Source organism: Acinetobacter sp. GG23 (assembly GCF_057766365.1).
The window spans coordinates 500788-519218 of the sequence record NZ_JBYMDJ010000002.1 but is presented as its reverse complement, the minus strand read 5'-3'; the positions used below and the strand labels follow the sequence as shown (position 1 = coordinate 519218).

18 protein-coding genes are annotated in these 18431 nt (G+C 42.4%); 9 read left to right on the top strand and 9 right to left on the bottom strand.

Features of this window, described 5'->3' with window-relative positions; genetic code table 11:
* The first annotated feature begins 24 nt into the window (after positions 1 to 24).
* The 4 genes from AC3CAU_RS05660 (at position 25) to rsfS (ending at position 3020) form a co-directional block, all read left to right on the top strand.
* Positions 25 to 813 (top strand): crotonase/enoyl-CoA hydratase family protein, encoded by a 789-nt coding sequence (locus tag AC3CAU_RS05660; protein ID WP_131216745.1) that lies wholly within the window; start codon positions 25 to 27, stop codon positions 811 to 813.
* Positions 814 to 849: 36 nt separating this feature from the next.
* Positions 850 to 1716 (top strand): NAD(P)-dependent oxidoreductase, encoded by an 867-nt coding sequence (locus tag AC3CAU_RS05655; protein ID WP_424619268.1) that lies wholly within the window; start codon positions 850 to 852, stop codon positions 1714 to 1716.
* A 33-nt stretch (positions 1717 to 1749) separates the two neighbouring features.
* A complete protein-coding gene (locus AC3CAU_RS05650) occupies positions 1750 to 2544 on the top strand; it encodes a hydroxypyruvate isomerase family protein (RefSeq protein WP_131216749.1) in 795 nt (264 codons plus the stop codon).
* A gap of 77 nt (positions 2545 to 2621) precedes the next feature.
* Positions 2622 to 3020, top strand: a complete 399-nt coding sequence (rsfS, locus tag AC3CAU_RS05645; protein WP_131216751.1) for a ribosome silencing factor — start codon at positions 2622 to 2624, stop codon at positions 3018 to 3020.
* A 106-nt stretch (positions 3021 to 3126) separates the two neighbouring features.
* On the opposite strand, the gene AC3CAU_RS05640 is transcribed toward rsfS, so the two are convergent.
* The 5 genes from AC3CAU_RS05640 to AC3CAU_RS05620 form a co-directional block, all read right to left on the bottom strand.
* Positions 3127 to 3735, bottom strand: a complete 609-nt coding sequence (locus AC3CAU_RS05640; RefSeq protein WP_131216752.1) for a hypothetical protein — start codon at positions 3733 to 3735, stop codon at positions 3127 to 3129.
* 11 nt (positions 3736 to 3746) lie between these two features.
* Positions 3747 to 5081, bottom strand: coding sequence for an ammonium transporter (locus AC3CAU_RS05635; protein ID WP_447053646.1), 1335 nt, complete (start codon positions 5079 to 5081; stop codon positions 3747 to 3749).
* Positions 5082 to 5465: 384 nt separating this feature from the next.
* Positions 5466 to 6920 (bottom strand): NAD(P)(+) transhydrogenase (Re/Si-specific) subunit beta, encoded by a 1455-nt coding sequence (locus tag AC3CAU_RS05630; protein WP_131216756.1) that lies wholly within the window; start codon positions 6918 to 6920, stop codon positions 5466 to 5468.
* Positions 6921 to 7247, bottom strand: coding sequence for a proton-translocating transhydrogenase family protein (locus AC3CAU_RS05625; protein WP_131216758.1), 327 nt, complete (start codon positions 7245 to 7247; stop codon positions 6921 to 6923).
* Positions 7248 to 7258: 11 nt separating this feature from the next.
* Entirely contained in the window at positions 7259 to 8386 is a 1128-nt protein-coding gene (locus AC3CAU_RS05620) for a Re/Si-specific NAD(P)(+) transhydrogenase subunit alpha (RefSeq protein ID WP_424619260.1), read from the bottom strand.
* A gap of 983 nt (positions 8387 to 9369) precedes the next feature.
* Between AC3CAU_RS05620 and AC3CAU_RS05615 the strand changes: the two genes are divergently transcribed.
* Positions 9370 to 10296: a DMT family transporter gene (locus AC3CAU_RS05615; RefSeq protein ID WP_447053647.1), complete on the top strand. Its 927-nt coding sequence runs from the start codon at positions 9370 to 9372 to the stop codon at positions 10294 to 10296.
* Positions 10297 to 10525: 229 nt separating this feature from the next.
* Positions 10526 to 11716, top strand: coding sequence for an MFS transporter (locus AC3CAU_RS05610; RefSeq protein ID WP_131216764.1), 1191 nt, complete (start codon positions 10526 to 10528; stop codon positions 11714 to 11716).
* 56 nt (positions 11717 to 11772) lie between these two features.
* Here AC3CAU_RS05610 and AC3CAU_RS05605 read toward each other — a convergent pair whose 3' ends face one another.
* Positions 11773 to 12417, bottom strand: a complete 645-nt coding sequence (locus AC3CAU_RS05605; protein ID WP_131216766.1) for a HEPN domain-containing protein — start codon at positions 12415 to 12417, stop codon at positions 11773 to 11775.
* Between the two features lie 212 nt (positions 12418 to 12629).
* Between AC3CAU_RS05605 and dusA the strand changes: the two genes are divergently transcribed.
* Entirely contained in the window at positions 12630 to 13649 is a 1020-nt protein-coding gene (gene dusA / locus AC3CAU_RS05600; protein ID WP_447053648.1) for a tRNA dihydrouridine(20/20a) synthase DusA, read from the top strand.
* 200 nt (positions 13650 to 13849) lie between these two features.
* On the opposite strand, the gene AC3CAU_RS05595 is transcribed toward dusA, so the two are convergent.
* Positions 13850 to 14227, bottom strand: coding sequence for a cytochrome b562 (locus tag AC3CAU_RS05595; protein WP_424620388.1), 378 nt, complete (start codon positions 14225 to 14227; stop codon positions 13850 to 13852).
* Positions 14228 to 14376: 149 nt separating this feature from the next.
* Positions 14377 to 15642 carry a bifunctional phosphopantothenoylcysteine decarboxylase/phosphopantothenate--cysteine ligase CoaBC gene (gene coaBC / locus AC3CAU_RS05590; protein WP_424620386.1) on the bottom strand — a complete coding sequence of 422 codons (1266 nt, stop codon included), beginning with the start codon at positions 15640 to 15642 and terminating at the stop codon, positions 14377 to 14379.
* Between the two features lie 113 nt (positions 15643 to 15755).
* Here coaBC and radC point away from each other — a divergent pair, with 113 nt between their 5' ends.
* Together radC and AC3CAU_RS05580 are read left to right on the top strand one after the other, a co-directional pair.
* Positions 15756 to 16448: a RadC family protein gene (gene radC, locus AC3CAU_RS05585; RefSeq protein ID WP_424620384.1), complete on the top strand. Its 693-nt coding sequence runs from the start codon at positions 15756 to 15758 to the stop codon at positions 16446 to 16448.
* Positions 16449 to 16520: 72 nt separating this feature from the next.
* Positions 16521 to 17432 carry a bestrophin family protein gene (locus AC3CAU_RS05580; protein WP_131216776.1) on the top strand — a complete coding sequence of 304 codons (912 nt, stop codon included), beginning with the start codon at positions 16521 to 16523 and terminating at the stop codon, positions 17430 to 17432.
* A gap of 109 nt (positions 17433 to 17541) precedes the next feature.
* On the opposite strand, the gene AC3CAU_RS05575 is transcribed toward AC3CAU_RS05580, so the two are convergent.
* Positions 17542 to 18393 carry a PHP domain-containing protein gene (locus tag AC3CAU_RS05575; RefSeq protein WP_424620382.1) on the bottom strand — a complete coding sequence of 284 codons (852 nt, stop codon included), beginning with the start codon at positions 18391 to 18393 and terminating at the stop codon, positions 17542 to 17544.
* Between the last annotated feature and the right edge of the window lie 38 nt (positions 18394 to 18431).

Sequence of the window (18431 nt, the reverse complement as noted above, 5' to 3'; positions counted from 1 at the left end):
ACCGAAAAAATCAGGTCTATACCCATGGCGTTACTTCGCATCGAAAAAAATAATGGTATCGCAACTGTTTCTTTAAACCGTCCAGAAAAACGCAATGCCATGAGCTTTGCTTTGTTACGTGAACTGGTAACTGCTGCCAATCAAATTAAAAAAGATCGCTCAATTCGCTGTGTCATTTTAACCGGTGAAGCGCATGTATTTAGTGCCGGGATTGACCTTGCCGATTTGAACGCCCCTAAAAATACTGCTTATGCGGCTTGGGAACTGATCAAACCGGGGCAAAGTCTATTCCAGAAAGCTTTTCTAATTTGGCAGGAACTGCCTGTTCCAGTCATTGCAGCACTTGAGGGTTATTGCCTCGGTGCCGGGATGCAATTGGCACTGGCTGCGGATATCCGGATTGCCCATCCAAATACCAAAATGTCGATTATGGAAAGCCGTTGGGGACTGGTGCCAGACATGGGACTGACCCGATCCATTAAAGGCATTATTAATGTTGACCTAGCCAAAGAGTTGACTTTGACTGGACGTATTTTCGATGCAAATTATGCCAAGGAAATTGGTCTGGTAACGCATTTGGATGAATCGCCAATTAGCAAAGCCCAGGCCCTTGCAGAAGAAATGTTGCAACGTTCTCCTGATGCATTGACTGCAGCCAAACGCGTACTCGATGCCATGGAACATGCACCGAAAAAATCTCTACGCCTAGAGAAAATCTGGCAATTGAAATTACTGCTGGGTAAAAACAGTAAATTGGCCCGTAAAAAAGACAAAAACCCTGAAGTTCAGTTTTTACCGCGCCAATATAAGTAAAATATTCAAATAACAGGATTTTGCAGAGAAAAACATATGAGTTTTGATCGTAATACAAAAATTGCATTCTTGGGCATGGGACTGATGGGCAGCCGTATGGCCACCCGACTGATTCAAGCCGGTTTTGAAGTCGCTGTCTGGAACCGCACAGCATCCGCCTGTGATGTGCTGATTGATATGGGCGCCACCGCCTTAGAACTGCAAGACATCGGACAATATCCTGTTATTTTGACCTGCTTAGCCGATGATGTAGCAGTGCAAGCCGTCTATGATCAGATTCAGAACCTGTTATCTGCTGGACAAGTGATTGTAGACTTCTCAAGTTTGTCTGTGGATCAAACCAAGACTTTGGCGAAGCAGGCCCAAATTCGCCAAGTCCAGTGGATTGATTCCCCTGTCTCGGGTGGGACCGCGGGCGCTGAACAGGGAACCTTGGTGATTTTTGCCGGAGGTGACCTGCAAACTATCCAGAATTTATCGCTGATTTATAATGTACTTTCCCAGCGTGTCACCCGTATGGGCGAAACTGGAACCGGGCAAGCCACCAAAATTTGTAATCAACTGATTGTTGCAGCCAACAGCACCTTAATTGCTGAAGCGGTAGCTTTAGCGGCGAAAGCCGGTGTCGATACAACTTTACTTGCCCCTGCACTTGCCGGTGGTTTTGCCGACTCGAAGCCTTTTCAGATTTTAACTCCACGTATGGCGACGCATACTTTTGAGCCGGTGCAATGGAAAGTTCAAACCTTATCCAAGGACTTAAATAATGCTGTGCAGCTTGCTGAACAATTCAGTTTAAATATTCCTGTTGCAAAACAGGCACTATCACAATTGAAAACCCATCAAACTAAAGGTTATGCTGAAGCAGATCTTGCTACAGTGATTCAACTGGTTGAATCTTGAAGCAACTTATTTTCTAACGCGTAGGAGCAAGGCATGATTAAGCTAGCAGTAAATTTATCGATGATTTTTACTGAAGTGCCTTTGATTGAGCGCTTTGCTCTGGCTCACGCACAGGGTTTTCAGCATGTGGAAATTCAGTTTCCTTATGAACTCAGCATTGAACAAATTCAAACCCAGCTGACCCTTCATGACTTAAGCCTTTGCCTGATCAATGTGCCTGCCGGTGATTTAATGCAAGGTGGCAATGGTCTTGCCGGTGTTCCGGGTATGGAACTTGAGTTTCATCGCGGTTTAGAACAAGCAATTCAATATGCCACAGCACTGAATGTCCCGAGTGTAAACATTTTAGCGGGCAAGCAACCACTCGATGCAGATCTACTGCCTTGCTTAAATACTTTGGCAAAAAATTTGAAACTTGCCTGCTCTATGCTAGGCGAATATCAGATTCAGCCGGTATTTGAAATGATTAATGGCACAGATATGCCACGCTTTCTAGTTCAGAACATCGCTCAAGCGCAAGAAATGCTTGAAGCCGTACAAAATCCTGCCCTAAAAATGCAATATGACTGTTATCACATGGCAATGATGGGTGAAGATGTATTTGAAGCATTAAAAGAAAATATTCACGATATTGGTCATATTCAATTTGCAGACTGTCCGGGACGTCACGAACCCGATACTGCTCAAATTAATTTCGCAGAAATTTTTCAATGGCTTAATCAAAGCAGCTATATGGGCTACACCGCTGCGGAATATCGACCTCAGGTACACTCACAGCATTCTTTTGCATGGAAAGATAAATATTTTGTAAAACATCCGCAAAGTTAAATCATGAACGGATTTGAAATTCGGCACTAAAACCGCTATATTACACGATGAGTTATTGTCCGGAAATAAAACCCTTTATGAATTTAGAACCATCGCCCAGCGCTTCTAATTCTCTCGATCTCGCAATGAATTCTCAAGCTAAAGATGTACAAGCTTGCTTGAAAGTTGTACATGAAGCCCTATTAGATGTAAAAGCAAAAGATATTATTGAACTTAATGTTGGCGCTATTAGCAATGTAGCAGACTATATGGTCATTGCTAGCGGTACATCATCCCGTCACATTAAAGCCCTCGCAGATAACGTTGCTGAAGAAGCACGTAAAGCGGGTTTCCGCCCGATCGGCGTTGAAGGTGAACGTGATGCGGAATGGATCTTAATCGATCTCGGTTTTGTGGTTGTCCACGTGATGCTTCCAACAGCGCGTAAATTTTACGACCTTGAAAGCTTATGGCGTGCTACTCCAGAATCTGCTTAAAGCAAGAAAAAGCGACCATAAGGTCGCTTTTTTCATTTTAGATGTCCTATTTTAGCCCCAGCTCCTATATAAAACTGAATCTTTACACTTTTAAGATCAACCCTATTTATAACAATTGATGTAAATCTACATCAGGATATTTTGCCTTGATGTTCACTTTCACACGTGCATAGACCTGATCTGCTTTCACTGGTCCATAAAACTCGCAATAACATTCATAGATTGTAGTAATGACCTCGGCATAACTGGTCAGCGATAAAAATTCTACAAAAGCAGTTTCATTAATTTTTGTAGAAGTCATTATGGCTAAACCTATCAATTGTAGTCGTTTTTTAACTTCCTCATTAAAATCATTAAGATCAGTTTCTATAACGGTCATCATCACACTGTTAATTAAGTCAAAGAAAGCATCCGAAAGATGAGTTGAAATCAAGTTTACCGATTCTGCTTTGGGTTTTAACTCTAATAAAACGTGCTTTTCAACAGCCGACATTTCACACAAAACCTGCTTCAGCATATCCTTGCGATAAAAGCGCAATTCCTCGGTATCACAAATTTCACTCAAGAAGCGATTAAGTACAAAAGAAGGTTTATCCCCATATTCTTGTTCCCAATAATGTAATACACGTTCCAGTACCGCACCTTGCATATAAGGACTTAAGCCACGTTCAATCGCTTGTTTCTTTTGCATCACACTGAGTAATTCATTCGGCATGGCTAAACTCCTTAGTGGCGTTTGGTAATATCATCTGTTTCAAAAGTCACATCACGCTGAAATTCGGGATAAGATAATTCTGCATGTTCGGTATAATCCAGACCACGTTGCTCATGTTGCGTGCTGACGCGTAAGCCGCCCAATAGTTTATCCAGTAATTTAAATACAACTAATGCAATTCCAAAGCCCCAGGCAAATGCGACCATCACCCCTAAAGCCTGAATTAAAATAATATGTGAATTAAACATATCGGCTTCAAAAAACAAGCCTGCAGCGACTGTTCCCCATGCCCCACAAAAACCATGTACAGTAACCGCATCGACCACATCATCAAGTTTTAATTTTTCCATTAAGGTCGGCAAGGTACTCACCAGCAAACCTGCAACTGCACCAGTCACGACTGCAAAGACGGGAGACATAGTTGCACAGCCTGCGGTAATTCCTACTAAACCACCCAAGGATGCATTGATAGTTGTCTTCATCAGGATCGCTTTGCCCCCAATTAAAGCATACAGCATATAAGCGACTGCTCCGGCACAGGCCGCCAAATGGGTATTCAAGGCAATTCGACCAATACTGACACTGGCATTGACTGTGGATGCGGCATTAAAACCAAACCATGCCAGCCATAGAATAAAACCACCTAAGGCAACCAAAGGTAGATTATGTCCTGTCAGATGGTGAATTTGTCCATTACGTCCAAAACGTCCCAAGCGAGGACCCAATACAATGATGCCTGCCAATGCTACCCATCCACCGATTGAATGCACCACGGTTGAACCGGCAAAGTCGATAAAGCCCAAAGCTTTCAACCAGCCCGAACCCTCAAAGATACTGCCCCATGCCCAGCTGCCAAACACCGGGTAAATCAATCCGCTGACTACCGCTGCACTGACCACATACGCCACAAAGTGAATACGTTCAGCCATGGCCCCACTGGCAATGGTCGTCGCTGTGGCAGCAAACATCATTTGGAAGAACAATAAATTCCAATGCCAATCATCCATGACATTGGGTGCAAAATGACTGGTTCCGATCCAGCCTGAAGCATTGGTCCCAAACATCAAACCAAATCCCAATAACCAGAACACCAATCCGCCAAGACAAGCGTCCATATAATTTTTCATGAGTACATTGACGGTATTTTTACTGCGTACAGAGCCACTTTCCACCATTGCAAAACCGGCCTGCATAAAGAAGACCAAGATTCCGCCCATCACTACCCACACACTGTCGAGTGACAAACGTATTTCTTGAAGATTGGCCGTGTTTGTCGCAGATTCACTGGCAAATACAGGCAATGAAAATACCGATAATAGCCACACAAGATACTTTATTATTTTCATGAACAATTCCCCTAAAACCCATTCATGAAATAGCAAAAGAAATGCCAAATTTAAGGGATATATTTTTTTATTTTTAAATATTCAGAAACATGCATCTCTTAAAGCTGTTTTATTTTCTTTGTAAGAAACTCAATTAAATCCGTGTTTAAATCAAAAAATAAAATAGAGATTTAACTGCCATCTTATGACGCATTTTAGCTATGTCTTTCTGCAATAGCGCACCAAATAAGATGAAAAATTAACCGATTCCTAAAGAAGTCTCTCATTATTTTCATTTACTTTATAGCTTTAAAATTCTCCATTTAAAAAATAAAAAACCACCCAAAGGTGGTTTTAATCTCGCTCAATCCCTCTTTATGAAAGAGAGACTTTTCAAGCGTCTATTTAGTGACCGCCACCATTAATTGCTTTGGTCATGTCTTCTACCACTTTCTTGGCATCACCAAAAATCATCATGGTCTTCTCGTTATAGAACAAGTCATTGTCCAGACCTGCATAACCCGTTGCCATAGAACGCTTGATCACCATAATGGTACGCGCCTTATGCGCTTCCAAAATTGGCATACCGTAAATTGGTGAAGTTGGATCATCTTTTGCTGCAGGATTAACCACGTCATTTGCTCCAATTACCAGAACCACATCCGTTGCAGGGAAATCAGTGTTGATTTCGTCCATTTCCAAGATGTCATCATAGGCAACATCAGCTTCTGCAAGCAGGACGTTCATATGACCCGGCATACGACCCGCTACCGGGTGAATCGCAAAACGGACTTTTACGCCTTGTTCTTTCAGGATTTCACACAGTTCTTTCACAGCATTCTGTGCACGACCTTGCGCCATACCATACCCTGGTACAATCACAACGCTGTCGGCATTCGACATCAAGAAGCCGGCATCATCTGCTGAACCTGAACGGTGATTACGCTGAACTTTTTCACCATTGTCTACTGCTGCAACTGCTGTACCGCCCATTGCACCACCAAACAAAACGTTGATGATCGAACGGTTCATCGCTTTACACATAATGTAAGACAGAATCGCACCAGATGAACCGACAAGCGAACCTGCAACGATCAGCATATTGTTCTCTAAAGTGAAACCAATACCTGCTGCCGCCCAACCCGAGAACGAGTTCAACAGCGATACCACAACTGGCATATCACCGCCACCGACCGGTGCAATCCATACCCAACCGAATACCAGCGCCAGAGCAGTCATTGCCCAGAACGCCTGCATGTTGCCTGTTGAGAAGAACACAAAGCCAGACGCTAACATCGCCAGGAAAATAAGCGCCTGTACCGGTTTAACCCATGCACCTGAAATGGTTTTTGCCCATTTTTTCGCAGCCAATTTACCATAGGCAAATACAGAGGCTGTAAAAGTAATCGCGCCCACAAAGCAACCCACAAACAATTCAAATAAATGAACTTTGCTCATGTGTACATGCTGAACACCAGCCGCCTCTAGAGCAGTCTGATTTTGAGCAAACAATGCTGTCAGCTGGTTATTATGCAAAATGGCAGCAATCGCAATTAAAACTGCAGCTAAACCGACCAAGGAGTGCATCAGCGCAACAGTTTCAGGCATCTGTGTCATCGGGACAGTACGTGCACGTGCAATACCCACTACACCACCCAGTACCATTGCACCGATAATCATCCAGACCACCGGATGCTCGGCAACAAAGAATGTCGTGATTACAGCAATCGCCATCGCGATCATGCCGTAACGGTTACCCTGAATAGCCGTTTTCGGGCCAGACAAACCACGAAGTGTTAAGATAAAAAGAACGGCGCCTACCAAGTAGAACCAATCCGCATAGTCTCGAATAAATTCCATTTATGAACCCTCTTTTTTCTTTTGCTTCGGCTTAAACATCTCAAGCATACGTGCAGTCACGGCAAAGCCACCGAAAATATTGATACTTGCCAAGAACACAGCGATCGCACCCAAAATGCTGACAATGTTCACGCTCTGGAAAGCCACGTTTGCGTCTACGCCGATCACCGGCAAACCCACAGTCTGGATCATCGCACCGACCACAATAATGGAAGACAGTGCATTGGTGACAGCCATAAGTGGCGTGTGTAAAGCGGGTGTCACGCCCCAAACTACGTAGTAACCTACGAAGATGGCAAGGACGAAAATTGTAATCGTTTCAACCATGATCTATCTCCTTAACCACGCTTTAACAGCACTTGGCCGCCATGAGCGACGAGTAGCGCTTTTTGAATTTCTTCTTCTGGATTAATGACAAAGTTTTTGTCTTGATCAAAAAGAGTTTCCAGGAAATTAAAGACATTGCGTGCATAAAGTGCTGAAGCTTCAGTCGCAACTGTTGCCGGGATATTTGGAATACCCAAAATGGTCACGCCATTATCGGTTACGACATTTTCACCGCACTTAGAACCTTCAACGTTACCGCCCGATTCCACTGCCATATCCAGAATGATTGAACCCGGTTTCATTTTGGCAACCGTTTCAGATTTGATTAAACGCGGTGCATCACGGCCTGGTAACAGTGCAGTGGTAATCACGATATCCGCATTAGAAACGGCTTTGTCGACAATTGCGGCTTGGTCTTTGATGTATTGCTCACCCGGCATCCAGCCATAACCATTTTTAGCCGCATCCGCAGCTTTCTGTTTTTCTTCGTCAGACATTGGCACGTCTAACCATTTACCGCCTAAAGACTCCACCTGATCGCGAGCTGTTGGACGTAAATCTGTTGCTTCAACCACAGCACCTAAGCGCTTTGCAGTTGCAATTGCTTGTAGACCGGCAACACCTACCCCCATGATGACTACACGGGCAGGTTTAACCGTACCTGCAGCAGTCATCAACATTGGGAACATGCGCTGGTATTCAGCAGCCGCCAAAAGTACCGATTTATAACCGGCCAGGTTGGCTTGCGAAGACAATACATCCATGTTTTGTGCACGGGAAAGCGTACGAGGTAAAAGCTCTAATGCAAATGCAGACACCTGCGCCGATGCAAATTGGTCAAGTTCAGTATTGCGGTATGGGTCAAACATCGCAATAACTGCAGTATTTGGAGCAAGTTTCTGAATTTCGTCACCTTTAGGCGCACGAACTTTCAAAATAATTTGACTGCCGGTATAAGCATCATCCGTAATTTTGGCACCGACTTGTTCATATGCACTGTCAATATAAGCGGCTTTAACACCTGCTCTACGTTCAATGACCACTGTATGACCAGCACTGATCAACTTCTTTACTGTTTCTGGTGTTGCAGCCACACGACTTTCACCGATAACAGTTTCGGTTGGGATTCCGATCTGCATGAGCCTTCCTCAAGCTAATTTTTCTTAAGTAAACATTGCAGTTAGCAATGTTTCCCCCTAGATGCATTTTTGTTGAATTTTTGGATTCTAATTGAACTTTTTTAAATTACCACCCACTATTTATTTAATAAATACCTATATTTTGAACTGGTAATTCATAAAAATAATTATACGATATCGCATTTCTTGGTTCCGCCTGGATTAAAAATTCTTTTATCCACCGGATTGCCATTGCAATACTTTCTTAATTCTTATATTTAAATGTGGATTATGATTTTTTAGGCTTGCTTAAAAAATATGCATTGATCATTCTGACAATTTACGCTTTTACGATAAATAAAACGCTACCTTAAAGATGCTCTTATTTTGGGATAAAACAGCCTATTTCAGCGCTACTTTTAATAAGGTTGGCTAAAGTGACATGATCTACAGACTGATTGAGCAGAAAATCTGCCTGTTTTTAAAAGATCATTTCTAAAAATAAGCTGCAAACTAAATCGTATCTCATCTCTATTATTTTCAATTTCAATTGTTATTTTTATCAATCTAGTCTTACTTGCCATAAGTCTAATAAGATCAAAAAAATAGTTGAATTTTTTTTGCGCACCATTTCGCTTGATGATGATTTAATCGTATTTTTACATAAATGACTATTTTGTGCACCACTTTAGTGCAGTAGACAAATATTCATCCTTATATCCCTATTTTTCCTGATTAAAATGATCAACTTTAGCGTTTTACGGTTTTCTGCGGCACATTTAACCCATTGATCTGATCGTTGAAAAAGAGATTCATGGAACTAAGTTCAGCTTTTATTTTATCGCTCCTTTGTTGAAATAAATTAAACCCAATAAAAAAGGATTCATTCCAAATTAGAATCTTAGCCATCATATTTTTGCATTTCACCTTGCTGAGCAAAAACTTTATAATTCACGGTTCTACACTTTCTCTTTCATACTTAAAGCATTTCCCAAGTAGGTAAAATGAAACTAAGTCTAACAAGAACACAATTAGGTTCCTTGTTCGCTGTTTGTGCTGCTTTTTTATTTAGCACCAAAGCTATTTTTATTAAACAGACCTATGCACTCTCCCCGCTGGTCGATGGCACGGTTCTCATGGCTCTCAGAATGGCCAGTGCGCTGCCTTTCTTCCTTCTGATTTGCTGGTTAAGTCGACATCAGAGTAAAAACCTGAGCAGTAAAGACTGGGGTTTATTGATCCTTGCAGGCTTGATCGGTTATTACCTTGCTAGCTGGCTGGATTTTGTCGGGCTGATGTATATCAGTGCCTCACTGGAACGGATTATTTTATTTTTATATCCCACGATGACGGTTCTGGCTTCAAGCATCATCTATAAACAACGCTTAAGCTTTAAAAGTCTTTTTGCGATTTTGCTCAGCTATGGTGGGACAGTCATCGTGATGCTACAAGAACAAAGTAATGTTCCGCATCAAAGCAATTTCTGGCTGGGTGCAAGTTTAGTGTTTGCCAGTGCTGTGGCATTCGCAAGCTATTTATTATTAACACCGCGCCTGATTCAGAAATTCGGTTCATGGAACTTTACCGGCCTTGCACTGAGCATTGCCTGTATTGGCACCCTCACCCATTATGTAATTGCCATTCCTAATCCAATTGGCCTCCTCACGCAGTTACCCAGTGCCGTAATTTGGTATGGCGTTGGGCTAGGCTTTATGGTCACGGTTTTACCTACGGTATTGTTGATGCAGAGTATTGAGCGCTTAGGTGCTTCACAATCTGCCATGATTGCATCTATTGGTCCTATTCTGACCATTATTTTGGCAACTCTTTTCTTGGGTGAAAAAATGAATGCGATTCAGTGGTTCGGCTGTGCCTTGAATATTTTCGGTGTAATGATGATTACCTTATCGAAAAAGAAACTCGCTCACTAAACATCTTCATCAAAATACTGTGAATAGGGTAATTTTAAGAGTTTCTAGGGAGATATTTATAGTCTCTCCCCAAAATAACAATTTTGAATTCAGTAAATGAATAGCCAGGCAAATATCCGTCTTTACCTTTTTGTCTGCTAATTCCTGTCTCAGGTCTTGCTATACTGGTGCGGCTCACTGAAAAGGAGCAACCGCGAACCGTCGGTAAAACATTAAGCAAAGGATTTTTATGAATACTTCTCTCGACATTAGCCAAGATAAATCTTTGCTATGGTTGATGGCTATTGCTTGTGGTTTATGTGCGGGGGCAAACTATTACTGCCAGCCTTTGATTTCCTCCATCCAGCAGTATTATCAGGTTCCTGAATCTCAAGTGGCACTGACTGTCACCTTTGCCCAGATTTCCTATGCATTGGGTTTACTGTTTATTGTACCTTTGGGCGACATGCTCAATAAAAGCAAACTTATTCCCTTTCTTATGCTGGGTGCAGCCGTAGGCTTATTTATTTGTGCCAGTGCTGTGAATCTGCCAATGCTCTGGATTGGAACCATTATTGCTGGACTTTTTTCTGTGGCTGCCCAAATCCTGATTCCCTTGGCCACCATGGCGGTGAAGCCGGAAAAAACCGGAGAAGTAGTCGGCTTCCTGATGAGTGGCTTGCTGGTCGGTATTCTGCTCTCGACCAGTATTGCAGGATTATTGTCCGACCTGTTTCACTGGAAAATGATCTATGTCGTCAGTGGAATTGCCATGCTGGGCTTAAGTTTCTATTTAAAAGGTAAATTACCGAGTCTGCCGCGTTTGAAAATAAGCTATGCGGCGATTTTTAAATCCATGGCGATATTATTAAAACAGGAACCACGCTTGGTGTTGCGCTCGCTTACAGGAGCCTGTGCTTTTGCCGCCATGAGTATGCTGTTCTCTACCATTGCCCTGCTGCTCACCCAAAAACCCTTTCAGCTTTCTGATGTCATGGTCGGTCTGGTCACGCTGGTCGGGGTGTTTGGCGCGCTTTCTACGCAGATAATTGGTAAATGGGCAGACCGTGGTCATATCAAAACGCTGAGCTGGATCGGCTGTTCTATTCTGATCGGTAGCTGGCTATTTCTTTATTTTGGTGCGGTATCTTTACTCAGTTATATTCTAGGCTACGGGCTGATTAATTTGGGCTTGGCAATCACGCATAGCTGTAATCAGAATGTGATTTTCCGCTTACGCCCGGATGCTAAATCCCGGGTCAATTCCCTTTATATGACTTTGTATTTTATTGGCGGTGCCTGTGGTTCTGCGCTCGGTGTTTATACATGGCATCATGGTGGATGGAGCATGACCTGTATCGCAGGACTGGGTTTGGTAATCGGTTCCGCCCTGTTTGCTTTACTTGATATGCATTATCACGCTAGAACACAGGTGCTCTAACTAAAAAGCCTCTAACTGAAGAAGCGGTTTGACTTCATTGTGAATTAGACTTTCCATCAAGAAACTTGCACCATAGGATAAAACGGTTTGCCTAAATCTAAGGTTTGGGCATTTTCCAGCAAGACCAATATAAATACCGGTAAAAATGCCGCCAAAATATTACAGGCATCTTGAAGTTGTTTACGGTTCACAGAACTATTATAAGTCACTCCGCCATGGATCATTTGATTGCGCAAGGTGTACAGACGATTAAAAATTACGAATAAAATATCGACCGAAGCTTTTTCTTGTAATGCTCTATGCACCTTCTTCTTTTCCTGCTCAAAATCTTCTTTCCAGGTGACTTGACTAATTTTTTGATTTTGAAAATCCCAAAACCCTTGATACCCATAAGGATTCTCTAATAGCAGCCGAATCGGCTGACTAAACTTATCCCAAAGAATATTATAAATTTTAGATTCCTGATCTTTTTGGCAAATGAGATACAAAAAATGTCGTAATGATTGCTTGTCTTGGGTAATGGTGACATCCTGCGCATAAATGGCATTGAACGCGATCCAGAGGCTTATAAATTTAAGGTCAAGATCACTATCGAGTTCGACAGATTTTTTGAACCAACTTAAGCCACGATGAATTCTGAGATTGAAGTAATCAGAATGCTCGGCTTTTTTACTTTTAAAGATTTCTTCCAAAAGCATCATTTTAAATTCTCATACTTTATTATTCTTCTCATTAAACATACTCAATTTTATAATATTTACAATATAAAGAATTACTTATACAGTCATTTTTTATCGAATAATCAATAGCCTAAAATGTTGATTATTTTTAGTTCCCGATCCAGTGTTGTTGCTTTGATCAGAAAGCACGTATAATCCGCGCTTCGGTTTTTTCTTCGTTACAGGTTCATGCCATGACTGCTCTCCGATCTTTACAGCCTCGCATTTCGGTCGCGCCGATGATGGATTGGACCACCCGTGACTACCGTTTTTTTGCCCGCCTTTTTAATCCAAATATTATTATGTACACTGAAATGGTAACCACTGGTGCCATTCTATTTGGTGATGCGGCGCGTCATTTGGACTACAACAACGAAGAACACCCGATTGTGTTGCAACTTGGTGGCTCGAATCCGAAAGACCTGGCAACCTGTACTAAAATGGCGCAAGACTGGGGCTACGATGAAGTCAACCTGAATGTCGGCTGCCCAAGTGACCGCGTACAAAACAATAAAATTGGCGCATGTTTAATGGCAGAACCGGACTTGGTCGCGGACTGTATTGCTGAAATGCGTAATGCCGTGGATATTCCTGTTACCGTAAAACACCGGATTGGGATTGATGACATGCAGTCCTATGAAGAAATGCTGCATTTTGTCGATACTGTGTCTAAAACCGGCTGTGACAACTTTATTGTGCATGCACGTATTGCCCTGCTGCAAGGCTTATCGCCTAAAGAAAACCGCGATGTTCCACCTTTACGTTATGCAGACGTTTACCGTTTAAAACAGGAACGTCCAAACCTGCTGATTGAAATTAACGGCGGTGTCAAAACCCTGGCAGAAACCCAAGCACATTTAAAACATGTTGATGGCGTGATGATTGGTCGTGAAGCCTATCACAACCCTTATCTTTTGGCTGAACTGGGACAAGTGTGGAACCTTGAAGCCCCTGACCGTTTCGATATTATGGCGCAGATGATGCCGTATATTGCTAAACGTATGCAAGAAGGTGCACCGCTTTCCATTATCACCCGTCACATTCTAGGTTTATTCCAAAACCTGCCGGGTGCGCGAAAATGGCGTCAGGCTTTAAGTGGCGGTAATGCCAAGACCCTGAAAGATGTAGAAACAGCTTTAATTAATATTCAGGAAGCGATGCAGCGTACTGAAGAATATGTGAGAGAACATCAGGAATCTCTAGCTTCAAACTAATTACATGTTCGATCATGATCAGCAATGCTAGCCCACTTGAAGTGGACTGGCATTTTTTTGAATTTGATTTTTCCGCTGTCTTTATATTCTGCTGACTAAGAAAGAAATCTGACACAGCTTGCTATGACAATTAGTGAAAAACTACGGGCTTAATCTAAATTTTCACCATTCATGTCTTTGAACTGCGAAGGTCCGTAAAATTAGTGCTGATTATAAACAGCATGCCCCCGATCTTTAATCGCAACAATTTTTTTACCTTCTGCTTTGGCTTGCTCTAATTGACCCGCTTGAACCAACAACCGGGTTTTATCAATCTCTGTCAGCAATTGATCATATAAAGCATCTGAGGTCGGCGCTTTTACATCATTGTTTTTTAACTTCATTTGTTTTGCATCTAAAGCTGCAGCTTTCATATGATCTAGCGCTTTTAGCGCATCACTTTGATTCTCTGCTTTGTTAAACATTTTAAAGTTTTTTGCAAGCGTATCCATATTCTGTTCAAGCTTGCCGGCAAAACTTAAGCTGCTAAATGACAAAGCGAATGCAAGCATTACTGGGGTGAAGGTTTTTTTAATCATGTAGATGTCCTTTGAAGTTCCATTTAAAAACTGTGATTATTATTGCTGTTTAATTGTTTTAAAGATTTGCCTAAATAGCATTAAACATAGTGTAAATTCCATAAAAAATGCAACGGATTCATTGCATTTTAATCAATAACTTCAGTTTTTTAGACCGGCTCTATTTCATGATGCAAGGCATCATGAATCGCTTCCACTAGCTGCTGCGCAATTTCCTGTTTTGAGGCTTTTTCCAGCTCACGTTTCTGCATCTGATACTGCTCGGCAAAAAACACCATCATGGCATTTTCATCAGAGGCAAAACCAATATCAGGCCGTGATACATCATTACAGGCAATCATGTCGAGTTTTTTCGCCACCAGTTTACCGGCTGCATATTCTTCGACATTGCGGGTTTCAGCTGCGAATCCCACCATAAATGGACGCTTTTTTTGCTGGGCAATGGTCGCGACAATATCCGGGTTTTTAATTAATGAGATATTTAGTTCATCACCGGTTTTTTTAATTTTATGTTCGGCAACTTCGGCCACTCGGTAGTCCGCAACCGCTGCTGTCGCAATAAAGATATCGCAACCTTCATCCAGCATTTGCATGCTGATCTCAAGCATTTTAACCGCAGATGAGACATTAATACGGCGTACCCCATTTGGCGTATCCAGACTCACAGGACCAGCAATCAGAGTGACTTTGGCACCGGCTGCATAACAGGCAGCAGCCAAGGCAAAGCCCATTTTTCCGGTACTGTGGTTGGAAATATAACGTACCGGATCCATCGCTTCACGGGTCGGACCTGCAGTAATCACTACATGTTTACCCGCCAGCATGCCAAATTTTTCTGCAATGGCACGTTGTGCTCTATGGAAATATTGAGTCACTTGTCGTGCCAGATCTTCCGGCTCCGGCATACGCCCCAAACCCACATCGCCACAAGCTTGTGAACCAGCATCTGGCATAATCACATGCACACCATCTTCAACCAGCGTATTTAAATTACGCTGCGTGGCTTTTGCGGCCCACATTTGTTGATTCATCGCGGGTGCCACCCAAACCGGTGATTTGGTTGCCAAATATAGAGTACTTAATAAATCATCCGCTAGACCGGCAGCAAATTTCGCTAAAGTATCGCAACTTGCCGGTGCAACCAATAATAAATCGGCCCAGCGTGCCAGTTCAATATGCCCCATTCCAGCTTCCGCTTCGGGGTTGAGTAATTCAGTATGGACTGGATTCCCAGACAAAGCCTGAAAGGTGAGCGGAGTGACAAATGCTTGCGCACCGTGGGTCATGACTACCCTGACATTAAAGCCAGCATCTTTTAATCGACGAACCAAAATAGCACTTTTATAGGCTGCAATGCCGCCTGTTACCGCTAAAACAATATTTTTATTGGGAATTACACTTAGGTCGAAGCTCACAAACAGGCTACCTTTGCTGTTGCAGTGGCGCTCACAATAGCATTAAATAAACGCAGACCCAAGGTAGCCCTTCGTTCTAATTACACTCACTAAGAATAAAAAAGTCTAAAAAAATGAATTTATCGATTAAACATTGGCCAGAACAAGAACGTCCACGCGAACGACTGATTCGACAAGGTGCGCCCAGTTTGTCAGATGCCGAACTACTCGCCATCTTTTTACGTTCTGGTTCCAAGCAGCATTCAGCAGTTGAACTTTCCCGGCTGCTATTGCAACATTTCGGCGGACTTAATCCGATTTTTGATGCCACCCTTCAGGATTTAGGCCAGTTTCATGGTATTGGCGACAGCAAATATGCTCAGCTGATGGCTGTTAAAGAATTGGGACGGCGTTATATTGGTCAACATTTAAAACAGGAAAAAATTGAACTAAGTAACTCAAAAACACTTTTGGATTTTTTGAAATTTGAATTGCTCGGTGAAACTCAAGAAGTTTTTGCAGTGCTTTGCCTAGATGTACATTTAAGAAAAATAAGCTTTAAAAAAATGTTCTATGGGTCAATAAACTCATGTGAAATTTCAATTAATCAGTTGCTGCGCCATGCCATTAATCAACATGCCAGTAGTATTGTGATTGCTCATAACCATCCCTTTGGTAGGCCACATGCATCGAAGGCTGATATTGAACTCACTCAGCGTATTTTAACGGCTTGTGATTTATTAGAAATCAAGCTAATTGACCATTGTATTGTTTCTCCAGAAGGGAGTTATTCTTTTGCTGAACATGGGCTGATTCTGCCCCAATAATAAATGTAACAAATGTTGACAAAAGCCCTGCTAACATTGAAGATCAATGAAAGTTTTGACGATACTAATAACATGATTGTGCGTGACCAACCTAGTATATTTAGGCTGTTATTTTCTTGGCGTGGAACTATTCTTCCCAAGGTTTTGCCGCCTTTAGGCGTGGTCATGCTGATCTCGGGTGTAATTGGTGGATTATCTTATATCGGATATTTTCATTTTCCAGAATTACCGTTGGTGGGTTTTACCCTTATTGGGGTAGTGCTGTCCATTTTTCTGGGTTTTAAAAATACCGCCTGTTATGACCGTTGGTGGGAAGCACGTAAACTGTGGGGCATGCTGATTGCCAATGCCCGGCATTTTGACCGTGACTGCCGTATGCTGAGTCAAGGTCGCCGTGAACGCGTGATCCAGCACGTCATTGTATTTGCCAATGTGCTGCGTGACCGTTTACGTCATCAAACGGCGAACCCGATGGAATTGGTAGAAACCAGTGGTATGAGCCAGCATGCTGTAACTCAGCTCTATCAACAAGCCAATGCGCCACAATACACCTTAAGTTTGATTCAATGGGAATTGATGCAAGCCCTTAAAGAAGGTGAAATTTCCGATATTATTTATATGCAAATGAACCAGCACGTGGCTGAACTGAGTTTGGTTCAAACAGGTTGCGACCGTATTGCGACCACTCCTCTGCCTTTTGCCTACTCGGTTTTACTGAACCGTACCGTTTATTTTTTCTGTTTTATGCTGCCCTTTAGCTTAGGCTCAACCCTAGGTTTAGCAACCCCGTTAATGGTGGGTATTTTGGCGTATACCTTTTTAGGCTTAGATGCCTTAAGTTCAGAAATTGAAGAGCCGTTTGGTACGCAAAGTAATGACTTACCATTAGATTCAATGGTGCGCACTATTGAAATTGAATTGTTGGGAACTTTGGGGAAACCGACCCCACCGCCAATTCAGGCGCAGGATCATAATTTACTTTAACTGATTACCTCTCCTTTACGAAGATGTGCTTCTCATCTGCTGAAAGGAGAGGGAACTCCTTCTCTTGCGCCATATATGGCTCAGGGAGAAGGTTGGGATGAGGGAATGACTAAACAAAACTCTCCCAAATCCCGACTTGCCCCTCTTTGAGTCTCGGAATATTACCCAATCGAATCCATGGCATATGATCGCCATGAAAATCACTACCGACAGACACCTTCAAATTAAATTCCTCAATCATGCGATCAATCATCTGACGTGTAGACGCAGGCTCAATCGCTGGAGGAAGTTCAACGGCGTCTCCACCAAACCGGGCAAATATTTCAATCAAATAACGGATATTGGTGGCGGATAAATCATATTTGGTTGGGTGTGCCAAGATGGCATAACCTTGGCTTGCATGAATCACCTGAATGGTTTCTTCTAACCCCAAGCCATCAAATTTTACGTAGGCTTTTTTGCCTTCTTTAATATATTTATCAAAAGCCTGTTGTGGACGGTTCACAATCTTTTTTTCAACTAGGGTTTTGGCAATATGCGTACGGGTAATACGATCTGCAATACCCTCTACCTTGGCAATGACATCGGCATAAATATCCTGACCAATCAGCGGAATCAGCAAATCACAAATTTGTTTGGCGCGAATGGCACGAATCTGTTTTTGTTGTTCGAGTACAACCTGCAAAGGCTCTGGATTTTGCATATTCAAGGCGACAATATGTACCCCGTAACTTTTTTGAGTTGCCGGTCGTGACCATTGACTGGAGATTTCTACACCTGAAATAATATTCAATGGCAAATCCAAAGCAACTTTTTCAGCTAACTTTAAGCCATCCATAGTATCGTGGTCAGTCAGCGCAAGGGTATGAATACCTTTTTCAACGGCTGCATGCACAAGTTGTTCTGGAGACAAAGTTCCATCAGAAATATTACTGTGTGTATGTAAATCTACGCCTTGCATCACTTATACTACGTCATTTATTTGATCAGATTTAGATA

Coding starts and splice junctions, on each gene's coding strand:
- AC3CAU_RS05640 (WP_131216752.1), bottom strand. CDS start 3,735: ATGCCGAATGAATTACTCAGTGTGATGCAAAAGAAACAAGCGATTGAA.
- AC3CAU_RS05575 (WP_424620382.1), bottom strand. CDS start 18,393: ATGCAAGGCGTAGATTTACATACACACAGTAATATTTCTGATGGAACT.
- dusA (WP_447053648.1), top strand. CDS start 12,630: ATGACTGCTCTCCGATCTTTACAGCCTCGCATTTCGGTCGCGCCGATG.
- AC3CAU_RS05595 (WP_424620388.1), bottom strand. CDS start 14,227: ATGATTAAAAAAACCTTCACCCCAGTAATGCTTGCATTCGCTTTGTCA.
- AC3CAU_RS05580 (WP_131216776.1), top strand. CDS start 16,521: ATGATTGTGCGTGACCAACCTAGTATATTTAGGCTGTTATTTTCTTGG.
- AC3CAU_RS05605 (WP_131216766.1), bottom strand. CDS start 12,417: ATGATGCTTTTGGAAGAAATCTTTAAAAGTAAAAAAGCCGAGCATTCT.
- AC3CAU_RS05615 (WP_447053647.1), top strand. CDS start 9,370: ATGAAACTAAGTCTAACAAGAACACAATTAGGTTCCTTGTTCGCTGTT.
- AC3CAU_RS05655 (WP_424619268.1), top strand. CDS start 850: ATGAGTTTTGATCGTAATACAAAAATTGCATTCTTGGGCATGGGACTG.
- AC3CAU_RS05660 (WP_131216745.1), top strand. CDS start 25: ATGGCGTTACTTCGCATCGAAAAAAATAATGGTATCGCAACTGTTTCT.
- rsfS (WP_131216751.1), top strand. CDS start 2,622: ATGAATTTAGAACCATCGCCCAGCGCTTCTAATTCTCTCGATCTCGCA.
- AC3CAU_RS05630 (WP_131216756.1), bottom strand. CDS start 6,920: ATGGAATTTATTCGAGACTATGCGGATTGGTTCTACTTGGTAGGCGCC.
- AC3CAU_RS05635 (WP_447053646.1), bottom strand. CDS start 5,081: ATGAAAATAATAAAGTATCTTGTGTGGCTATTATCGGTATTTTCATTG.
- radC (WP_424620384.1), top strand. CDS start 15,756: ATGAATTTATCGATTAAACATTGGCCAGAACAAGAACGTCCACGCGAA.
- AC3CAU_RS05625 (WP_131216758.1), bottom strand. CDS start 7,247: ATGGTTGAAACGATTACAATTTTCGTCCTTGCCATCTTCGTAGGTTAC.
- AC3CAU_RS05610 (WP_131216764.1), top strand. CDS start 10,526: ATGAATACTTCTCTCGACATTAGCCAAGATAAATCTTTGCTATGGTTG.
- AC3CAU_RS05650 (WP_131216749.1), top strand. CDS start 1,750: ATGATTAAGCTAGCAGTAAATTTATCGATGATTTTTACTGAAGTGCCT.
- AC3CAU_RS05620 (WP_424619260.1), bottom strand. CDS start 8,386: ATGCAGATCGGAATCCCAACCGAAACTGTTATCGGTGAAAGTCGTGTG.